The organism is Paraeggerthella sp. LCP19S3_G8 (assembly GCF_052119225.1).
Taxonomy (GTDB): Bacteria; Actinomycetota; Coriobacteriia; order Coriobacteriales; family Eggerthellaceae; genus Paraeggerthella; species Paraeggerthella hominis.
Genome location: NZ_JBQKFQ010000016.1, coordinates 1 through 19,721 on the forward strand (window position 1 = coordinate 1; position 19,721 = coordinate 19,721).

Consider the following 19,721-nt stretch of genomic DNA (forward strand, 5'->3'; position numbering starts at 1 on the left):
TTTGTTTGGGGTGGGGGGGGGGTACGCCGGGGGGGGCGTGTTTAAAGCTATGTGTTATTTTGGGGAGGGTGGGGTGGCCCCGGGGGGGCGGCCCCCCCCCCCCCCCCCCCCCCCCCTCCCCGTTCCATGCGCGAATCCGCATCGCGGATACGCGCGCTCTGTCGTCGCGCTTATCGCTGCGGCACGGCGGTGCGTACGGCACGTGCGCAGATGGCAGCCGCCACCATCTTCAGCACGTCGACCACCACGAACGGAGCAATCGTAGTCATGAACGCAGCCATGGGATCGGTCCCGGTCACCGCCATGAACTGCGCCCAGCCGCACACGTACACCACGCACAGAAACACCAGGCAAACGGCAACATCCAGCACCAGCCCCTTCACCACGGAAACTTTCCCGTCACCCTCAAAACGACCGCGCAGCGCATGCAGCACCAGAAGCACCACTGCTGCGCCCACCAGGCATCCCCACAAGTAACCGCCCGTGGGACCCGCCAGAACGCCGATGCCGCCGCGCATGCTGGAAAACACCGGCAACCCGATAGCGCCCAGCACCAGATAGCCGGCAATCGCGGCAAGGCATTGCTTGGGCGTGAGCACCAGAATGGCAAACGCGAACGCGAACATCTGCAACGTGAACGGAACCGGACCCAGCGGAACAGTCACCCAAGCGGAAACGGCCATGATGGCGATCGAAAGGCCGACGAACGCTATCGAACGCGTGCGGGACGCCGCGCCCTTCTTCTGCACCTTGCTGCGTGCTTCTTCCATGCGAAGACTCTCCTTCATCTCAACTCGATACTGCAAGGCGTCTATGCTAGCGCACGTTGCCCTAATTGTGAATCAAGAGGTCATCGCAAGGGTGACAATCGCCGATTCGCGCAAAGCGAGCCGAAGCAAACGCACGGCTGCAAACATGAACGCGCGGTATCGTTCAAACAGTCCGATACCGCGCTTCTTTTTAGAACTTGGCTTTGATCTCGCCCGCCTCGAGCTTCTTGAGTCGACCCATTTCCACAACGATGAACACAACCGTAACAAAAATGGACAGGAAGTCCGAGATCGGCGTGGCAAAATACAGCGCATCCAAGCTGGTGAACTGCGGGAACCAACCCGGCAAAACCATCGGCAGGCAAACAAGCAGCGGAACCAGGAACAGAATCTGACGCGTCAGCGACAAGAAGATGGACTTCGCAGGCTGACCCGTAGCCTGAAAGTAGTTCGATCCCACAATCTGGAACCCAATGAACGGAAGCATGATAAGCTGCACCTTCAGCGCGAACACCGTGAAGTTCTGCAAGTTCGGATCCACGATGCCGAAAAAGCCCACGATCTCTTCCGGGAATATGTGCACGAGGGCCCACAGCACCAAACCTATGCCCGTAGCGCCGAAAATACCGTACCAGAGCGTCTTTTTCACACGCTCGAACAGGTGGGCGCCGTAGTTGAAGCCCAGCAGGGGCTGTATCGCGATGGCAACTCCAATCAACGGCAGAACGGCGAACATGGCCACGCGTTGCACCACGCCGATAGATGCAAGGGCCCCTTCCGCACCCAAAACGCTCATGGAACCGTACATATTCAGCAGGTTGTTCAACACGAAGTTGACCACGGCCATGCCCGCTTGAACCGCAAAGCTTGCCAAACCCAGCGACATGATAAGACCCACCGTTCGACCATGAAGGGGCATGCTGCGCAAGCGCAGTTTCATGGGAACGTTTTTAGTAAAGATGAAGTACCACAGCACGCACGCGCACGAGATTGCCTGGCCGAACACCGTGGCGAGCGCGCTTCCCTGCACGCCCCAGCCAAACACCATCACGAACAAGTAATTGAACACCGTGCAGGCCACCGCGCCAATAATCATGGTGGAGAGCGCACGGTTAGGAGCACCGGCAGTACGGATAAAGTTGTTCACGCCCATGCCGATGCACTGGAAAATGAATCCCAGAGAGATAATCTGGATGAACGAGCGCGCATATTCCCAATCTTCCGGCGTTGCGCCGGACACCTTCAACAACCCGTCTATGCAAATCGGAATATGCACGATCACGGCCACGATGATGCACATGACGATAGAAAGCGAAACGGTGTTGCCCAAGCTTCGCTCGGCTTCGTCGCGCTTGCCTTCGCCCATGCGCAGCGCGGCCAATGCGTTGCCGCCATTGCCCACCAGCATGGCGATAGCCATGAACACCGTCATAATAGGCATGGCAACCGTTGCCGTAGCCAGACCGATCTCGCCCATGGCCTGCCCCAGAAAAATGGAGTCGATCAGGTTGTATGCGCCGTTCACCAACATGCCCAGGATAGAGGGGATGGCAAATTCCACGATCAGGCGAGGAATGGACGCCGTGCCCATGCGCGTGATTTTATCTTCTTTCGGATGCTTTCGTTCGGGCGATCCGGAACCCTGCGGAGGCGCCGTCTGAAGAGACCCGGACGGCGTCGTTTCACTCGTTGCTACCATGCCTTCGATGCTGCCTTTCGCTCATTTCGTACAAAGAGAACGCTCTATTGTACTCCCTTTCGAGCACATTACGAGGAACCGTATGCATACTCCACGAAGGCTCGGAGATCGGATGCGGAAGCGGAAAGCGCGGAACGCGCGAAGGACCCAACGGCCTCAATGTCCCGGCGCCATCCATATTGTCGCCCGAAACGTACGGTTTTCGAGCAGAAAGCGTACGTTTCGGGCGACAATGCGCTTGCGACGCCGCAATCGCCGCTGCAAGGGCGACCCTACGCGATATGGGCTTCGCCCGAAGTGACGGGGGTTTCCAGGCCGGCGTCGTCGCACAACACGAGCCGGCCGAAAGAATCAACCCGCGCAACCGTCCCTTCCGCGATAAGCGTCCCTTCTCGATCAACCAGGCGCACCTGCTTGCCCGAAAGAAGCGCATGCTCGTTGTACTCGCCAGCAAGCGGCTCGAATCCATCGCGCGTCCATAGCTGGTAGAGCAGGGAAAACTCGATTGCGATTGCATCGAACACGCAGTCGAGCGCATCCGTGGGATCCTCGTGCGCCAACGCTGGAACAATGTCGGCAACGTACGCGGGTACGTTCTTGCCCCCCACTTCGGCGCGCTCGACCGGCGGAATGACGTTCACGCCCGTTCCCACGCACACCCCGCCCGCATGCGCCTCCAGCGAGATGCCGCACAGTTTCTTGAACGTCGAACGGTCCATCGCGATCGGCGTCGCAGAGGGCGCCGAGCTAGCGCAGGAAGCCGTCGTCGATACCAGCACCACGTCGTTTGGCCACTTGATCGCTACAGCTTGAACCGCGTCAGGCGAAAGGCCAGCCAACGCCCGGCGAACGGCCATCGACACGACCAGGCTCAAGGTCGGCAGCGTGAATGCGGGAACCTCGGGACGAAGCAGCCACGAGCAGTACAGCCCGCCCTCGGGGCTGACCCACGTACGGCCCTGCCGACCGTAGCCGCCCGTCTGCACGCGAGCGCGCACCACCAGGCCTTCGTCCTCGCCCGCCTCAAGCGCCTGTTTCACCTCGTCGTTCGTCGAAGCAACACGATCAAGGTCGCGCACGCGAAGCGTCAGCTGGCTCACAACCGAGCGGCCTTCCCCACCGTTACGCCTTCGTCCGTCACCACAACGTCGTTAGCCAGCACATGACCGGGATGCAGTTCCAGGAGCGGCTTCACGGTGAAATCGCGCTCGAGCAAACGAGGATGGGGCAACGTGAGCACTTCCGAATCAACCACGTACAACTGATAGTCCAGAATGTCGAGGTCGCACGTCCGCGGACCGTTCTCGATCTGGCGCACGCGGCCCAGGCTGTTCTCGATCGCCTGCAGGTAGCCCAACAGTTCTTTCGGGGCAATTCCGGTTCGCAGCAGCACCACGGCGTTCACGAACACGTCCTGGTCAAGGTAGTAGGCCGGCTCGCTTTCGTAAAAGCTCGATATGTCGATGATTTGCGTGTCGGGCAGCGAGCACATCTCGGTGATAGCCTGATTGAGCATGGCGATCTTGCCCTCGCGCTCCTCACCCGGGCTTGCCACCAAGGGCACGTTGCAGCCCAGCCCGATCAGCGCGTACGGACGCAGGTCCTTGAGCGCTTCCACGGTAGCTTTCACGTTATGCGCACGAACCACGCTCGCACCTAGCTCGCAAGCCATGAGCGCCTCAGCAGCGGACACGGCGTCACGATCGGCAGGGTTTTCGATGCCGTACGCATATCCAAGGAAGCTCTTGCGAGAAACCGCCACCATCACGGGGTAGCCCAAGCGCGCCAGCTCCTGGAAATTGCGCACCAGCTCCAGCGTCTGTTGCGGCGTTTTCCCAAATCCGGGACCAGGATCAAGGCATATACGGTCGCGCGCGATGCCCTTGGCCTCCAGCATGGCCGCTTGATCGCGCAGCCAGTCGCGCACCTCAACCACGACATCTCGATACGTGGGGTCGTCCTGCATGGTGGCAGGTTCGCCCTGCATGTGCATGACCACCAGCCCGCACGTGCTTTCGCTCACGGCCTCCACCATAGCCGGATCGGTGAATCCCGACACGTCGTTGACGATGGCCGCACCCGCCTCCAGGCACGCGCGAGCCACGGCCGCATGTCGCGTGTCGATGCTCACGCACACGCCCTCGGATGCAAGCGCGCGCACCACGGGCAGCACGCGGGCAATCTCCTGAGCCTCGGACACGGGCTGCGCGCCCGGGCGCGTGGACTCGCCGCCCACGTCGATAATGCGGGCCCCTTCGTCCATCATGCGTCGCGCATGAGCCAGCGCCTCCTCGGGCGCATCGTGCATACCGCCGTCCGAAAAGGAGTCGGGGGTAACGTTGAGGATGCCCATCACGATGGGCATCCTGGTATCAAACGTATAGTCAGCGCAACGCCACATCATCGTGCGGTTCCGTCGCCTTTCTCATCGTTGGACTGGGGCTGACCCGCAGAAGCGTCAGACGGCGCAGGAGCAGCGGGGTCGTTCGAAGGCGCAGCGGGCGCCACCGCATCCGGCGCAGCGGGCGCGCGGAACGGCGGGTTCGGATCCTGATCGCCCGGCTCGATCGGCTCTTCCTTCCAATTGGGGTCGGCAAGCTTCTCGTCACGCTCGCGCGCGGCGCGCTCCTCCGCCTCCTTCTTGGCGATGATCTCGTCCTCGTGCTTCAGGTATTCGTCCCACGTGTTGTCCAGCAAGGCCAAGCACGCCTCGCCCTCCACGGTTTCGCGCTCCAGCAGCACGTTGGCCATCAGGTCCATCTGCTCGCGATGGCTCACCAGAATGTCGTACGCCCGATCGTGCGCTTCCTTCATGATGCGCGCAACCTCGTCGTCGATGCGGCGCGCCGTTTCCTCGGAGTAATCCTGCGTGTTGCCGTAGTCGCGGCCCAGGAACACCTCGTGATTGGGCTGGCCGAACACCTGCGTGCCCAGCTCGGTGCTCATGCCGTACTGCGTCACAATGGCGCGCGCCATCTTGGTAGCACGCTCAAGATCGTTCGAAGCGCCCGTGGTGATGTCGTCGCAGAAGATCTCCTCCGCCACGCGACCGCCCATGAACACGGCCAGCTCGTCGCGCATCTCGCCCAGCGAGTTGAGCACCTTGTCCTCCTTGGGAATGGACAACGTGTAGCCCAGCGCGCGGCCGCGCGAAATGATCGATATCTTATGCACGGGATCGGCATGGGGCAGCAGGTGTCCCACCAGGGCGTGTCCGCTCTCGTGGTACGCGATGGTGTGCTTCGTGCGCTCGTCCAACACGCGACCCTTGCGCTCGGGACCTGCGATAACACGCTCCATCGACTCGCTGACTTCCTGCTGGGTGATGATCTTCTTGCCACGGCGGGCGGTCAGCAGCGCAGACTCGTTCATAAGGTTGGAAAGATCCGCACCGGTAAAGCCGGGGGTGAGCTTCGCCACCTTTGCCAGGTCGACGTCGCTGCCCAAAGGCTTGTCCTTGGAGTGAACCTGCAGGATGCGCTCGCGACCCTTGACGTCGGGCGCGTCCACCACAATCTGGCGATCGAAACGGCCGGGGCGCAGCAAGGCGGGATCGAGCACGTCGGCACGGTTGGTCGCCGCGATCAGCACCACGGAATCATTGGCCTCGAAACCGTCCATCTCCACCAGCAACTGGTTGAGCGTTTGCTCGCGCTCATCGTGACCGCCGCCCAAACCGGTGCCGCGCTGACGGCCCACGGCGTCGATCTCGTCGATGAAGATAATGGAAGGGGAAGCTTCCTTCGCCTGCTGGAACAGGTCGCGCACGCGGGACGCGCCCACGCCCACGAACATCTCGACGAAGTCCGAGCCGGAAATGCTGAAGAACGGAACGCCCGCTTCGCCAGCGACGGCGCGCGCCAACAGCGTCTTGCCGGTGCCCGGAGGGCCCACCAGCAGGCAGCCGCGCGGAATCTTCGCGCCCATGGACTGGTACTTGGCGGGATTCGCCAGGAAGTCCTTGATTTCCTGCATCTCCTCTACAGCCTCGTCCACGCCGGCAACGTCGGAGAATTTGACGTCGGGGCGCTCTTCGATGCTCTTCTTGGTTTTAGCCTTGCCGAAGCTCATCTGGGAGTTGTTCGCCTTCTGCATGGAATTGAAGAAGAAGAACAGCAGGCCGCCGATCAGGATGATGGGAAGCAGCGTGGACAGAATGCTGGCCCACGGGCTGGGCAATTGCACCTCGTACGGCACGTTCGGGTGAGCGGCCATCAGCTCGCCGATGGAGCCGCCTGCGTACGTGGACGTGAACTTATGCTCGCTGCCCAAGGTCACGGAACTCAAGTCGGACGTTCCCACGCCGCCCAAGGCCTTGCCCGTTTCAGGATTCTTGATGGTTGCCATCTTCGCGTTCAGCGCCTGGAAAGCCCCGTTGAACGCGTCGGCCGCAGTCGAGCCCGCGGTGATAGCCGGGTAGTACGTGCCGGACACCGTGTAGTCGCCCGCGTTGTACACCACCTTCGTCATGCGGTCCTGCTCGACGGCCTGAACGAACTCCGAGGTGATCAGGCGATCGGTAGGCATAGACCCCGACGTGGACATGTTCATGAACTGCTGCCCTACGAAAAAGGCAATGATCATGAACAGGATGACCGATATGACGGTCGTCCGAGGGTTCGGCTGCTGAAACTGTGATTGTTTGTTTTGCTGTGCCATAAAGCCTTGCTTTCGGGTTAGTAGATCTCCGGCTTCAAAACGCCGATGTAGGGAAGGTTGCGGTAACGCTCCGCGAAATCGAGCCCATAGCCTACGATAAACTCATCGGGACATTCAAAGCCAATATACTTGCAATCAATCTTCGCCTGCGCCGGCGTCTGCTTGCGCAGCAACGTCGCAACCTCGATGGAGGCAGGACCGCGCGACGACAGGTTCTTCAACAGGTACTTCAAAGTAAGGCCGGAATCGAGGATGTCTTCGGCCACGATAACGTGCCGCCCCTCGATTTCGGAGGAAAGGTCCTTGAGGATGCGCACCACGCCGGAGCTTTTCGCGCCGTTGCCGTACGACGAAATGGCCATGTAGTCCATCTCGAGCGGCAGCTCAATCGCACGAGCCAGATCCGCCATGAAAATTGCAGCGCCGCGCAGAACCGACACGAGCACGATGCCCTCGTCGGCGACCTTCGCGTAATCGTTCGTGATCGCCGCCCCGATTTCGCCCACGCGCCGGGCTAGATCGTCTTCGGTGAACAGGGTCTCCGCAATGTCTTGATGCACGGTTTCGGCCTCTTCGTCGCTTTCCATTCGTATCCTTGACCGCCCATGCGCGAATGCGCATTACGTGAGCAAGGACGTCAACGCTTACCATGAGTTCGGTTAGTGTACCATTGCCCTCCAAGCAAAAGGAGACAATACGGTAACGCCGCCCCACATGCCACGATAATTACATTGTGCCGCAGGAACTGGGGCTTTATAAGCAACCGTCCGTCGTTGAAGCGCTAGGCGAGCGAAGTCTTCAAGTCCGGGAACTCTTCGAGCAAGCGCTTTACCGGCAAGCCGATAACCGTGTCGAGGTCGCCCTGCACGTGCTTCACAAGATCGGCTCCGGCTCCTTGGACGGCATACGCGCCAGCCTTGTCGAACGATTCGCCTTTGCGCAGGTACTCGACGATCTGGTCGTCGCTCAGCTCGTGAAACGTCACGGCAGCGCTGTCCACGAACGTGCGGAAGCCCAGCGATACCTGGTCGGGCTCGGGCGCGGCGACCAGCCATACGGATACGGCGGTGATCACTTCGTGCGTGGTGCCGGCCAGTCGACGCAGCATGCGCTTCGCGTCGGAAAGGCTCACGGGCTTCCCGAAAATCTCGCCCTCGCACACCACCATGGTGTCGGCGCCCAAAACGGCGGCCATGCCCGTGTAATCGCCCGACAGGACCTCTTGAACCACGGCTCCGGCTTTGCGCTCTGCCAGCTTTTTAGCCGCTTCGGGCGGGTCGGCAAGCAAATCGGGCTCCAACGTTTCGTCAACTTCGGACACGCGGACGGTGAATTCCACGCCTTCCCGCTCCAGCAGCTCGCGGCGTCGCGGCGACCCGCTGGCCAAAATGACGTCGACGGCGGGTGCGGGCTGGGTAGAAGGCGCAGCCGACTGAGCCTCGGCGCTTGCGGACTCTTGAGATGAAATGTTCTGTTCGTTTTCCATGACGGGTATTGTACCACCTTGGCGAAGCGCACAAGAAAACGGCGCACTTCTCCAACAAGCCCGAATGGACGCAGGCGCGCGAGGCGCTAGACCCGCTTCCTTCGCGCACGAAACGCAGCCATGGGCTCTATGCGCACGCCCTGCTTGTTGGCGCTGATAGCCAAATCGCCCTGCACGTTGGCCACGTACCCGCCCCTTGGGCGCGCTTCGCCCCATGCGGCCAGCACGGCGTCCACGGAAGCAGTCTCCACCCGCGCTTCGGGTCCCAGCATGTGATGCAAGATGCGCACCGCCACGCGACGAAGCAACGGAACGGGCTGTTCTCCCAGCTCGGGGGCCAGAACGCAACCGGCATCGAAATCGGGGGACTGCCCGGGAACATGCTCGATCCAGGACGCATGCTGCTCAACCAGATCGTCCACCAGGCTCTCGAGCATGTCGTCTTCGTCGGCGATCAGGTTCATGGTTCGGCACAGCACTTCCATGAGCTGGGTATTTCGCTCTTTCGCACGCGGCACGATCTCGTGGCGCACGTACGCGCGAAACCGGTCGGTATGGGCATTCGTGGCATCCTCGCGCCACAGCGCGCCCGAATCGTCGCGCGCCACCGGCAAGCCAGCCTGTGCACGGTCGTCCAAATACGCCCGAAGATCATCGCGCGTCGCGTCCAGCAACGGACGAACCACCGGCCCGTTTCGGTACCGCATCGCGCGAAAGCCGCCCGGCCCCGTACCCACGATGGACCTCATGTAGAAGCTCTCCACGCGGTCGTCGGCTGTGTGAGCCGTGAAAATACGCCCGTCCGCAAGCGGTGCGGACGCGTGCAGGCACAGGCTTTCGAGCGCTTCGTTCGCGGCAAGATAGCGCTCGCGCCGCGCGACGGCCTCCACGTTCTCGCCCGTGCGCTGCGCCTCGCGCGCTATATCGACCTCGCACAAGAACAGCGGCACAGCCAGAAGCTCGGCAAGCTCTTCCACGAACCGCGCGTCGGCATCGGCGTCTTCGCCCCTGAGCTTGTGATTCACGTGCAACATGGCAAGCGGGCCCACCAGCCCTTCGTCGTGCAGGTCGCGAGCCAAATATGCCAGCGCCGTCGAATCCGACCCCCCTGACACCATAAGAAGCACCGGGGCGTCCGGCTTCGCCAAGTCGCGCTCGGAAACGGCGGCAGCAATGCGCTGACGCAGGATGTTCGATTCGCTCACGTTCGCTCCCCTTCTCGCATATCCCGCCGATCGAACCCACTCGAAAGCGGCGAAGCCCAAACGGGGCTTTCAAGTCCAACAGGACGCCAAGCGTCTTGGCGATATCATACTCCTCCCTAAGGGCTCTGTCCTGAAGCACGTCCGAGCCTCGAGCCACGCGGGAAGACAGCTTGGGCAACGCTCAATCGGACAGCTTCGATTTTCCCGTTTGCTTCGCACGGTACAGCGCGGCATCCGCCAACTGGTACAACGAAAGAAACGAGTTCTTCCCAAGGCTGGCCCGGGCCATCCCAACGCTGATGGAGACCTTTTTTCTTTCGCCAGCGTCGGTCAGCACGTAGAAATCGCGGATCAGGGCATTGGTTTTTTCTTCCACCTGGTCAACGTCCCAATCGCCCGGCAGGTACACAACGAACTCGTCGCCGCCGATGCGCCCGACGATGCCCGCAGCCCCGAACGCATCTTGCAATCTGCTGGCGCACTCCCTAAGAACCGCATCTCCCCAAAGATGCCCGCCCTCGTCGTTGATATTCTTGAAGTCGTCCAGATCTATAACAAGCAAGGTAGCGGACGCGTTCTCCCCCGCTTCCGAAATGCTCTGGGTGATCGCATCTTCGACCGCCTTCCGATTGTAGACTCCGGTCAGCCCGTCCACTTGGGCTGCCCGCTCCAGAATCGCCTGGATCCTTTTTTGCTCACGCAGTCGGCCTACGACAATCGCGCACAACAGGCCCAGCATGATGACGACCAGCTCCACGGTCAGCCAAAGTCCGTACTGCTCCAGGTTGACGAGTTTTCCGCGCAGCGAGTTTTCCGTAATCGTCACCACAACATACCAGTCGTTCGCGTCTATGGGGCCATACGTGCAGTAATGCACAGCGTCGCCTGCGGAGTATACGGAAAACCCCTGCTTCCCTTCGGCAAAATCCGCGCGCATGGCTTCTGCCGATGACTGCTCGAAGGTCAGGTCGGATAGCGCGTCAAAAATATCAAGGCCGAACTGATCGGAGGTTTCGCCGCTGACAACCTTGCCGGCGCTGCTGACGATCCCTATCTGCGCCGTGCCGTCCAGCAGGCTGTTCTCCAAAAGCGAAGGAAATTCCCTGATGTTGTACGAGGAAACCAGAACGCCCGGGATGCCGCCCATGGTAACCGGGGCAACCACGCCAAAAATGACTTCATCCAGCTCATCGGTGTAAAAAGGCTGAGAAAAAACCGGCTCCCGTATCTCGGACAGCAAAACCCCGTCCAGGCGCGTGTTTTCCTCATTCTGCCCCTGGTAGCCATCGTAGCTGGTGTAGGTGCAGCCGTCGAAGGTGACGAAAAGCGCGCGGACGACGTTGGACGTTTCGGCATAGCCCTCAAGGATCTGCAGAATGTCCTCGTCCGTCTGCAATTCCGCATGACTGAGCGTCAACGCCATGGAAGCGGTCAGGTTCTTCAAATAGTCCAGTTCGTTTTGAATGAGCAGGGCGCTATTCTTTTGGACGGCCTCGATTTGAGAGCGCATGTCTTCGTCGATATAGGAGTTAACCTGCATTCGAAAGTTGAGAAAACACCCGAATATCAATGCGACAGCTACCGCCACCTCGCAGAGAACGACTCCTGTTTTACTTAAAGACCGGAATGCTCTTTTCAACCCGCCATCCCCCTTACGCCCTTACGATCTCATGGAATCAAGGCTCCCGCGTCAACGACACGACGGTCTCGATATGATCGGTATGAGGGAACATGTCAACCGGCTGAACAACCTTGACCGTAAAGCCTCGGTCACGTAGAAACGCCAGGTCACGCACTTGAGTTGTAGGGTTGCAGGAAATGTAAACCATGCGTTTCGGGGCAAGCGCCACGGCAGCGTGCAAGAATTCCTCGCTCGCGCCGGCGCGCGGCGGATCCATCAGCAGCACGTCTACGCGCTGGCCGTCAGCCGCCTGCTCGCGCATGAAATCGCCCGCGTCGCCCACCACGAACCGGGCGTTTTCCACCCCGTTGTGCCGGGCGTTCTCGCGCGCGTCGCGAATGGCCGAAGCCACGCTGTCCACGCCCGTCACCTGCGCGGCGCCGTGCTTTGCCGCCACCAAACCAATGGTGCCCGTGCCGCAGTAGGCGTCGATGGCGCTCTCGCTGCCGGTGAATTCGGCCAGCTCGATGGCACGGCGGTACAAAACTTCAGTCTGAACTGCGTTGACCTGGTAAAACGACTGCGAAGAAATACGGAAGCTCAGTCCGCACAGCTTATCCAATATGAAGCCGGGGCCATAGAGCGTTTGCTCGCGCTGCCCCAAGATGACATTCGTCTGACGCTCGTTGACGTTCTGCACGACCGTCGTGACGCCGGGGCAGCGCTTGACCAAATCGCGGCAGAAATTCCGCGACGCCGGGAACTCCCGCCCGTTCGTTACCAGCGTAACCAGCACCTCTTCGCTTGTATGCCCCACGCGCACAATGGCATGGCGCAAAAACCCCACCCCTTTGTCTTCGTCGTAAGGCGTTATGCCGTAGCGCGGCATAAGATCGCGAATGGCCCGGATAATGCGTTTGGCCTGCTGGTTTTCCAGCAGGCAGGCATCGGTGGAAACGATGCGATGCGTACCTGCGGCATACATGCCGCACAAGATCTCGCGCCGGGGAGCTGCGCCCTTGCCGTTCTTGCCGCCTTTGCCGCTCTTGCCTCGACCTTCCTTCGAGCGATCGGCTTTTCCCTTGCCGCCCGGCGCAGGGAGCTTGCGACCGGGCGCGTACGGAGACGCCACCTTATTGCGGTAGTAATAGGGGTCTTCCATTCCCAAAATAGGCAGAAGCGCAGACGGATCGGCCACCTGCGCGAACAGCTTCGCAACCTGCGCATCTTTGGCAGCAAGCTGATCGGCGTACGCCACGCTGATATGCTGGCACGCACCGCACTGGCGCTCAACGGGGCATTCGGGATGCGGCACGGCATCTTCCAACACGCTTGCGCATGCGCCCTTACTGCCAAACGAGGAATTTTGCATTGTCGTCACTCCAATGAACATCGCGGATATAGCGTTGCAGGCGCGCACCGTCGCGGCTTTCGAACAAGCGCACGATTTCGGCATGCTCGTCGTTTGCCTGCCGCAAAAGGCCGTCCAAATCGGATTCGGCAACGCGGGCGTACTCGCGCTTCATGAAGTAGCGGTTCAACTGCCGGATAAGCTCCACCAAGCGAGCGTTTCCGCACTTCTCCATATAGCAGGCGTGAAAGTCGCGCTGAAGATCGTCGTATTTTTTATACAGGCGCTTCTCGATGGCCAGCTCCATCGAACCGTGCAGAAACTGCAGTTGGGCAAGGTCCTCGTCGGTCATGCGGTCCACCGCAAGCAGAGCCGCCCGCCCGTCTAAAGGCCCGATGACCTCGACAATCTCCCGAGCGCTGTCCTCGGTCACGCTTTTCACGTAAAACCCCTTGCGCGGAACGTTTTCAAGATAACCGTCGGAGGCAAGCTGAATGAGCGCCTCGCGCACCGGCGTACGGCTCACGCCTAGCGCCTCGCATATCTGCTGCTCGCTGATTTTGTGGTCGTCGGCCAGCGCACCGCCGTCAATAAGATCAACGATGTAGTCGTACACATGGCCCTTCAGCGACCGGTACTCGTTTGTCATGTAATCCGCCTGTCACGCTGCTGCACTGCATACCAATATATCATACGCGCAACCCTGCCCTCTGCGAAGAACAGGGCAAACGAGCCCTTAGACATTCCCGAAAACAGCCAGGCGCAAACGCCGGGGTGGCGACCTTTTTCACGCACGCCCGCTTCACGCGTGCTCGCTTGCTTTCCCCAAGATCGACCGGGCTTTGCACCGTCATGCCGTCCGAGCGCGTTGCCAAGGCGTCGTGTCCGGGCGGTAACTTTTTCCTTATACGCCTTGATTGTATACAATATCCAAGCTACAGTTTGCACCATAAGGAATACCGGCAGCACCGAACCGCGCGAAAGGATTCGCAATGACCAAGTTCACGAACGTCATCGTCCGCCGCCCCGCCAAATCGATGGTCGAAGGCATCACCTCCGCACCCGAGCTGGGCAAGCCCGACTACGAGCTGGCCTGCAAGCAGCATGACGACTACATTGCGGCCCTGAAGGAATGCGGCGTCGAGGTAACCGTCCTGCCCGCGCTCGAGCAGTTCCCCGACTCCTGCTTCGTCGAGGACCCGGCGGTCATCACGCGCAAGGGCGCCATCATCGCGAACCCTGGCGCCGCCAGCCGCAACGGCGAGAAAGACGAGATCGAGCCCGCTGTTCGCCAGTTCTTCGATGACGAGCACGTGAAGCACATCGTTGCCCCGGGCACGCTGGACGGCGGCGACGTCATGATGGTGGGCGACCACTTCTACGTGGGACGCTCCGCTCGCACCAATGAAGAGGGCATCCGCCAGTTCTTCGAGATCCTGGAAGGCTGGGGCCTCGAAGGCTCCGAAGTGCCGCTGGAATTCGTCCTGCACCTGAAGACGGGCGTGAACTACCTCGAGGACAACAACATGCTGGTGTCCGGCGAATTCGTGACGAAGCCCGACTTCGCTCAGTACAACAAGATCCAGATTCCCGAGGACGAGGCCTACGCCGCCAACTGCATCTGGGTGAACGGCACGGTCATCGTGCCCGAGGGCTACCCGACCGTTTTGGCAGCCGTGCAGGACGCGGGCTACCAGACGCTGACTGTCGACACGTCCGAGTACCGCAAGCTGGACGGCGGCCTGAGCTGCCTGTCGCTGCGCTTCTAACCCAACGCTCGCTTGATACGCAGGCCCGGCATGAGCATGCCGGGCCTGCGTGCAGATAAGCCCGCTCAAAACCGAAGGACAACGCCAGCGTAAGCGGTAACGGATCTATAACTCTTTTAAGAAGCATTCAGCGACGCACGGTATAGTAGTCTGCGAGACACCGTACGTGAAAGGACTTCCCATGAACTTCATCATCCGCTGGCTGGTCACCGCTATCGCCGTCGGCGTGGCCGTATGGCTGGTTCCCGGCATCGAGATCATCGGCGGCAACGAGGCATGGGTGGGAATCGCCATCTTCGGCTTGATGTTGGCGCTTGTCAACATCAGCATCAAACCGCTCATGCAGGTGCTGAGCCTTCCCATCACCGTCATCACGCTGGGCATCTTCTATCTGATCGTAAACACGTTTTTGCTGTACGTAGCCGCATGGCTTGCAAACGGCATCTTCCAAGTTGGGTTCGCCATTGCCACCTTCGGCAGCGCGTTCGTGGCATCCATCGTGATCAGCATCGTGTCGGGAATCATGAACTCCCTGGTAGGAGCCGACGACTAGAACGCCAAGCGCCCGCAAGCACCGCGTCTTTCGACGCTGCCCGACGGTCCCGATCGCCTTGTGCGAAAGGGATCGTTTTTCTATCTCCAGAAAGCCTCCATGGACAACCGAGCATTTCGCTTTATGATGGACAGGAACTAGCCGCTTCGCATTGATCCGATGCCCGCGGGCGCCGCACGTCGTCGTCGCGCGCGGGCATCGGATCCGCACATCACGTGAGGATCCGAACCATGGAGCACATCGAAGGCGTCTCTCGCGACGCCTCGGGACACGCGTCTACGTCCCCGAAAAACGCCGCATCATGGCGATCGAAAACCGGCGCCGCCGCAAAGCGCATCGCGAAAATTCTCGCCCAACTCGTCTTGCTTCTGGGCGTGTACGCCGCAGGCTGCGCGCTCGCCTCGGTACTTCCCATCACCCTGCCTGGAAACATCGTGGGCATGGTGCTGCTGCTGGCGCTTTTGGGAACGGGCCTCCTGAAAACGCGGCATGTCGGCGATGCGTGCACGTGCCTTATCGACAACATGTCGCTGTTCTTCATTCCCGCCGGAGTTGCCATCATGGGGTGCGTTTCTCTGCTGGAAGGAAACGTGGCGAAGTTTGCCCTGGTCTGCGTAGCAACAACCGTGCTGGTGTTTTTGGCTACGTCAGGAACCGTGGTGTTCGTATCGCGCCTGATGGATCGATGGGAAAAGAGGTAGAGCATGGCGCCGCTTATTCTCACGCTTATTGTGGGCACCGTGCTTTCCGTTGCGACGTTCAAGCTTTCGGTCCTGCTGTACCGCCGCGTTAACTCCCCGCTTCTCAATCCCCTCCTGGTCACGGTGGTATTCGTCATCGCCGTGCTGAGCATCTTTCGCATTCCTCTGGAATCCTACGAGGAAAGCGTCCGGGTGATCTCGTTCTTGCTGGGACCCGCAACCGTAGCGCTGGCATATTCGGTATACCAGCAGCGCCAGATCCTGAAGAAGCACTTCGCACCTATTTTCGCCGGCTGCTTGGTAGGTTCCATCGTTTCCATGGTCAGCGCGTACGGGTTGTGCAAACTGCTCGGTTTGGGCGACGACATGGCGCTTTCGTTCGTTCCCAAGTCGGTCACCACGCCCATCGCCATCGCCGTTTCCCAGCAGCTTGGAGGCATCACTTCCATCACGGTGGCGGCCGTTATCGTAACCGGCGTTCTGGGAGCCATATTCGCGCCGCTCATGACGCGCGTGTTCCGCGTGCGCAACCGCGTGGCACGCGGCGTGGCCATCGGAACCTGCGCACACGCCGTTGGCACCACCAAAGCTATCGAAATGGGAGAGCTCGAAGGCGCCATGAGCGGCGTGGCCATCGCGGTGGCGGGCCTGCTCACAACCGCCATCGTGATCGTAACCAGCTGCTTCATGTAAGTCGGGGGCCGCATGCGGCCCCCGACAATCACATGCTATTCGTCGCCCGATGCAAAAGCGATGCGATAGACGGCCTTTGCGTCGTCCATGCTCAGCTTCTTGAAGCTGCCGAACGGCTCGCCCTTGTTCTCTTTGAGCGTGGGAATCAGCTTATCGATATCGGCTTCTTCAACGCCCAGCTCGTCCAAGGTCATCGGCATGCCCAACGACGCGAAGAACGAACGGGTTTCGTCGATAGCCGACAGAGCGTCGGCGGCCACATCTCCCGTGGGAGCCAGCCCGAACACCTCGCGCCCGTAGTAGGCGAAGCGAGCCGGGTTCGCGTCGTACACGAATTCCATCCAAGCCGGGAACATGACGGCCAAGCCCGCGCCGTGGGTAATCTCCGGATACAGTGCGGAAAGCTCGTGCTCCAAGCCGTGCGTTGCCCAGTCCTCATGCCGACCAACGCCCGCCAAACCCTGATGGCACAGCATGCCCGCCCACATGACGTTTGCACGCGCATCGTAATTGTCGGGATCGGCCAGAACACGCGGAGCCTCGGCGCGCACCGTCTTCATAAGCGACAAGCACAGATTGTCCGTCACCGGAACCGCGCCCACGTCGTCGAAGAAGCGCTCGAGCAAGTGGCAGAACATATCGGTGCAGCCGGCAGCCGTCTGGAACGGCGGCAAGGTGAACGTGAGCTCGGGGTTCATGAACGCAAGCTTCGGGCGCTGCGCGTTGTTCGCATACCCTGTTTTCATTTGCAACGCATCGTTCGAGACCACCGTGTTCTTCGACGCCTCGCTGCCAGCCGCCGGAATGGTCAGCACCACGGCAATGGGCAGCACGTCGTTCGTCGGCCGCTTCGACTCGAAGAAATCCCACACGTCGCCTTCGTAGCGCGCGCCCACCGCGATCGCCTTCGCCGAGTCAACAACCGACCCGCCGCCCACAGCCAGTACCCAATCCACCTCGTGCTGCTTGCATAGCGCTACGCCTTCGCGCACCAACGTGATTTCAGGGTTGGGACGAACGCCCCCCAACGTCACGTGCTCGATGCCGTGCGCCTCCAAAGACTCTTTGACGCGATCGATCAAGCCGCTGGCCAAAGCGCTTTTGCCGCCGAAATGCAGCAGCACCTTTCGGGCGCCACGTTCGGCCAACTTTGTCCCCACCTGCAGTTCTGCGTCTTTGCCGAATACGAAATGAGTCGGCGACACGAATTCAAAGTTCTCCATGACCATGACCAACTTTCTTTTGACTGAACCGTTACCGCGCCCCGAGCGCAGCAGGCTTGCCGCCTAGCGTACAATAGCAAGCATAGTACATACGCGTGTACCGTACACCGTTCGAAAGGAAATTGCCATGCCTAACTCTGATGCGAAAGTAGTTCGTGGGCTGAGCATTGCCGTCTTGATTCTGTCCATACTTGCCGTTGCCGGCTCCTTGCTGGTCATGATCTTTCTGGGCATCGGCGGCGTAGCGCTCAGCGATCCAAGCGTCGCGAGTTCCGCTGCTATCGAGATCGACAACGGCTCGGGGATAAGCGCGGACTCTCTGAGCGGCGACGAGGTCGTTGTCCTAGCCATGCTGAGCCTGGGCGTTCTCGGCATGTTCATGGGCTGGTTGATAATCTGCTCCATCGTTCCGTTGGTGGCGGCAATCCTGGGAATGCGCAACTACAACAACGTGGACAAACTGGGCGGAGCTTTCGGCTGGGCCATCGCAGGCGCCGTATTCTCGTTTTTGTGCGGCAACCTTATTACCATGGTGCTGCTTATCGTATCCGCCGTGTACATCAACAAGCTGAGGCGCGCGCCCATGGTGCCCTACGGCCAGGCGCAGCCCGTGTACGGTTACGCACAGCAGCCCGGAAACCAGCAGCAGCCTCCCACCCCTCCGGCGCAGTAGCGCAACCTTGTTCGAGATTCGCACATGAAAAAGCCCGCTTTGCTTGCGGGCTTTTTCATGCCTGTTCGCAGCGCCTTACCCCAGCGCCACGTCCAAGACCATCATGACCAAGAAGCCGGCCATCACGCCAAGGGTGCCGGCGTTGGAGTGGTCGCCCAGATGCGCCTCGGGTATGAGTTCCTCCACCACAACGTACATCATGGCGCCAGCCGAGAACGCCAGCATCCACGGCATGTACGGCGAGATAAGCCCCGCGAAAAGCACCACGAGAATGCCGAATACGGGTTCGGCCAGACCCGACAACGTACCCAGCGCAAACGCCTTCGGCGCGCTCATTCCCTCTTGCAGCATAGGCAGCGCCACGGCCGCCCCTTCGGGCACGTTTTGGATACCGATGCCAATAGCCAGCGCTACGGCCATGCCGAACATTGCAGGATCGCCGCCGTTTTGCGCCGCCATAGCAAACAGCAAGCCCACGCTCATGCCTTCGGGAATGTTATGCAAGGTTACCGCCGTGAACAGCAGCGTGGGTCGATTCCATTTGCTGGGCAAGCCTTCGGGCTTGCTATCTCCTGGATGCAAATGCGGCAGCAGTTGATGCAGCGCCATAAGAAACGCCACGCCCAAAGCGAATCCGCCAGCTGCGGGGATCCATCCGATCTGACCCGCTTCCTCAGCGCGCTCGATAGCCGGAATGAGCAGCGACCACACTGAAGCCGCGATCATAACGCCCGCGGCGAACCCCAAGAAGATGCGCTGGAACAGCAGGCTGTCGCGCTTTCGGAACAGGAAAACCGAAGCAGCGCCCAACGTGGTCATGAGAAACGTGAATCCGGTACCGGCGGCGGCCCAAAGCAAAGCCTGTTGCAACTTGTACTTCCTTTCGATCATTTCGCAGAACCATTACCGTACACCTTACCGCATACCCAGAAAACCCCCTCTACCTATTTGGCACACGATTGTGGGGCTTCCGAGGGCTGGACGATCGGAAAGCAAACCGTAACGCTTTGCTTTCGAGAGCCGCGAACAGGGGAATACGTAATGAGGCCGGGGGTTGCGCCCCGGCCTCATCGAAAGGAATACCGACAGTATCGCTTGGCTTTTGCTGCTTTTCCTACTAGCCCATCGCTTTCACGATGTCCGCAATAATAACCGCACGAGACTGTTTACTTGGCGAAGATAGTCTTATCGTTCGTATTGCGTTTCTATTCAACTGTCGGACACCGCGATTGTACTCTCTTTTACCCTAAAAGCGAACCCTTTCCAGGGTTTTTGTGCAGGTGAACAACGAAATTGTTACCTAACGGACCTTTGCCCG

18 protein-coding genes are annotated in these 19,721 nt (G+C 60.3%); 5 read left to right on the forward strand and 13 right to left on the reverse strand.

Annotation, left to right across the window (positions count from 1 at the left end):
- Positions 1 to 170 precede the first annotated feature (170 nt).
- From ACTQZK_RS12360 to ACTQZK_RS12410, 11 genes are all read right to left on the reverse strand, one after another.
- On the reverse strand, positions 171 to 770 hold the full coding sequence (locus tag ACTQZK_RS12360; protein WP_123192761.1) for a biotin transporter BioY: 600 nt from the start codon (positions 768 to 770) through the stop codon (positions 171 to 173).
- Positions 771 to 960: 190 nt separating this feature from the next.
- A complete protein-coding gene (locus ACTQZK_RS12365) occupies positions 961 to 2,361 on the reverse strand; it encodes an MATE family efflux transporter (protein ID WP_181792592.1) in 1,401 nt (466 codons plus the stop codon).
- Positions 2,362 to 2,741: 380 nt separating this feature from the next.
- The gene (locus ACTQZK_RS12370) at positions 2,742 to 3,569 is read right to left on the reverse strand and encodes a biotin--[acetyl-CoA-carboxylase] ligase (protein ID WP_418831032.1); all 828 of its coding nucleotides are present in this window, start codon (positions 3,567 to 3,569) and stop codon (positions 2,742 to 2,744) included.
- Positions 3,566 to 4,873 carry a dihydropteroate synthase gene (gene folP, locus ACTQZK_RS12375; RefSeq protein WP_216529352.1) on the reverse strand — a complete coding sequence of 436 codons (1,308 nt, stop codon included), beginning with the start codon at positions 4,871 to 4,873 and terminating at the stop codon, positions 3,566 to 3,568. Before folP ends, ACTQZK_RS12370 begins: the two co-directional genes overlap by 4 nt.
- Complete coding sequence (gene ftsH, locus ACTQZK_RS12380) at positions 4,870 to 7,128, reverse strand: ATP-dependent zinc metalloprotease FtsH (protein ID WP_114567280.1); 2,259 nt, start codon at positions 7,126 to 7,128, stop codon at positions 4,870 to 4,872. Before ftsH ends, folP begins: the two co-directional genes overlap by 4 nt.
- 17 nt (positions 7,129 to 7,145) lie before the next feature.
- A complete protein-coding gene (hpt, locus tag ACTQZK_RS12385) occupies positions 7,146 to 7,688 on the reverse strand; it encodes a hypoxanthine phosphoribosyltransferase (protein WP_441899718.1) in 543 nt (180 codons plus the stop codon).
- 221 nt (positions 7,689 to 7,909) lie between these two features.
- Positions 7,910 to 8,614 carry a Maf family protein gene (locus ACTQZK_RS12390; protein ID WP_225749739.1) on the reverse strand — a complete coding sequence of 235 codons (705 nt, stop codon included), beginning with the start codon at positions 8,612 to 8,614 and terminating at the stop codon, positions 7,910 to 7,912.
- A gap of 86 nt (positions 8,615 to 8,700) precedes the next feature.
- Complete coding sequence (gene tilS / locus ACTQZK_RS12395) at positions 8,701 to 9,819, reverse strand: tRNA lysidine(34) synthetase TilS (RefSeq protein WP_114567282.1); 1,119 nt, start codon at positions 9,817 to 9,819, stop codon at positions 8,701 to 8,703.
- 181 nt (positions 9,820 to 10,000) lie between these two features.
- Entirely contained in the window at positions 10,001 to 11,329 is a 1,329-nt protein-coding gene (locus ACTQZK_RS12400) for a sensor domain-containing diguanylate cyclase (protein WP_441899712.1), read from the reverse strand.
- Positions 11,330 to 11,495: 166 nt separating this feature from the next.
- Complete coding sequence (gene rlmD, locus ACTQZK_RS12405; protein ID WP_258552686.1) at positions 11,496 to 12,770, reverse strand: 23S rRNA (uracil(1939)-C(5))-methyltransferase RlmD; 1,275 nt, start codon at positions 12,768 to 12,770, stop codon at positions 11,496 to 11,498.
- A gap of 16 nt (positions 12,771 to 12,786) precedes the next feature.
- Entirely contained in the window at positions 12,787 to 13,440 is a 654-nt protein-coding gene (locus tag ACTQZK_RS12410; protein WP_441899713.1) for a GntR family transcriptional regulator, read from the reverse strand.
- A gap of 343 nt (positions 13,441 to 13,783) precedes the next feature.
- Here ACTQZK_RS12410 and ACTQZK_RS12415 point away from each other — a divergent pair, with 343 nt between their 5' ends.
- From ACTQZK_RS12415 to ACTQZK_RS12430, 4 genes are all read left to right on the forward strand, one after another.
- Positions 13,784 to 14,560, forward strand: a complete 777-nt coding sequence (locus ACTQZK_RS12415; protein ID WP_114567286.1) for a dimethylarginine dimethylaminohydrolase family protein — start codon at positions 13,784 to 13,786, stop codon at positions 14,558 to 14,560.
- A gap of 181 nt (positions 14,561 to 14,741) precedes the next feature.
- On the forward strand, positions 14,742 to 15,113 hold the full coding sequence (locus ACTQZK_RS12420; RefSeq protein WP_114567287.1) for a phage holin family protein: 372 nt from the start codon (positions 14,742 to 14,744) through the stop codon (positions 15,111 to 15,113).
- Between the two features lie 230 nt (positions 15,114 to 15,343).
- Entirely contained in the window at positions 15,344 to 15,814 is a 471-nt protein-coding gene (locus ACTQZK_RS12425) for a CidA/LrgA family protein (protein WP_114567288.1), read from the forward strand.
- A gap of 3 nt (positions 15,815 to 15,817) precedes the next feature.
- Entirely contained in the window at positions 15,818 to 16,507 is a 690-nt protein-coding gene (locus tag ACTQZK_RS12430; protein ID WP_441899714.1) for an LrgB family protein, read from the forward strand.
- Positions 16,508 to 16,542: 35 nt separating this feature from the next.
- Here the strand turns inward: ACTQZK_RS12430 and ACTQZK_RS12435 are convergent, their stop codons facing one another.
- The gene (locus ACTQZK_RS12435) at positions 16,543 to 17,730 is read right to left on the reverse strand and encodes an iron-containing alcohol dehydrogenase (RefSeq protein ID WP_216529415.1); all 1,188 of its coding nucleotides are present in this window, start codon (positions 17,728 to 17,730) and stop codon (positions 16,543 to 16,545) included.
- A gap of 127 nt (positions 17,731 to 17,857) precedes the next feature.
- Between ACTQZK_RS12435 and ACTQZK_RS12440 the strand changes: the two genes are divergently transcribed.
- Positions 17,858 to 18,403 carry a hypothetical protein gene (locus tag ACTQZK_RS12440; RefSeq protein WP_114567290.1) on the forward strand — a complete coding sequence of 182 codons (546 nt, stop codon included), beginning with the start codon at positions 17,858 to 17,860 and terminating at the stop codon, positions 18,401 to 18,403.
- 75 nt (positions 18,404 to 18,478) lie between these two features.
- On the opposite strand, the gene ACTQZK_RS12445 is transcribed toward ACTQZK_RS12440, so the two are convergent.
- A complete protein-coding gene (locus ACTQZK_RS12445; protein ID WP_114567334.1) occupies positions 18,479 to 19,273 on the reverse strand; it encodes a ZIP family metal transporter in 795 nt (264 codons plus the stop codon).
- Positions 19,274 to 19,721 lie beyond the last annotated feature (448 nt).

Excerpts from the sequence above, each read along its gene's own strand:
- ACTQZK_RS12360 (WP_123192761.1), bottom strand. The coding sequence starts at position 770 with ATGGAAGAAGCACGCAGCAAGGTGCAGAAGAAGGGCGCGGCGTCCCGC.
- ACTQZK_RS12365 (WP_181792592.1), bottom strand. The coding sequence starts at position 2,361 with ATGGGCACGGCGTCCATTCCTCGCCTGATCGTGGAATTTGCCATCCCC.
- folP (WP_216529352.1), bottom strand. The coding sequence starts at position 4,873 with ATGATGTGGCGTTGCGCTGACTATACGTTTGATACCAGGATGCCCATC.
- ftsH (WP_114567280.1), bottom strand. The coding sequence starts at position 7,128 with ATGGCACAGCAAAACAAACAATCACAGTTTCAGCAGCCGAACCCTCGG.
- ACTQZK_RS12390 (WP_225749739.1), bottom strand. The coding sequence starts at position 8,614 with ATGGAAAACGAACAGAACATTTCATCTCAAGAGTCCGCAAGCGCCGAG.
- ACTQZK_RS12400 (WP_441899712.1), bottom strand. The coding sequence starts at position 11,329 with ATGCGCTCTCAAATCGAGGCCGTCCAAAAGAATAGCGCCCTGCTCATT.
- ACTQZK_RS12410 (WP_441899713.1), bottom strand. The coding sequence starts at position 13,440 with ATGACAAACGAGTACCGGTCGCTGAAGGGCCATGTGTACGACTACATC.
- ACTQZK_RS12415 (WP_114567286.1), top strand. The coding sequence starts at position 13,784 with ATGACCAAGTTCACGAACGTCATCGTCCGCCGCCCCGCCAAATCGATG.
- ACTQZK_RS12420 (WP_114567287.1), top strand. The coding sequence starts at position 14,742 with ATGAACTTCATCATCCGCTGGCTGGTCACCGCTATCGCCGTCGGCGTG.
- ACTQZK_RS12425 (WP_114567288.1), top strand. The coding sequence starts at position 15,344 with ATGGAGCACATCGAAGGCGTCTCTCGCGACGCCTCGGGACACGCGTCT.
- ACTQZK_RS12430 (WP_441899714.1), top strand. The coding sequence starts at position 15,818 with ATGGCGCCGCTTATTCTCACGCTTATTGTGGGCACCGTGCTTTCCGTT.
- ACTQZK_RS12435 (WP_216529415.1), bottom strand. The coding sequence starts at position 17,730 with ATGGAGAACTTTGAATTCGTGTCGCCGACTCATTTCGTATTCGGCAAA.
- ACTQZK_RS12440 (WP_114567290.1), top strand. The coding sequence starts at position 17,858 with ATGCCTAACTCTGATGCGAAAGTAGTTCGTGGGCTGAGCATTGCCGTC.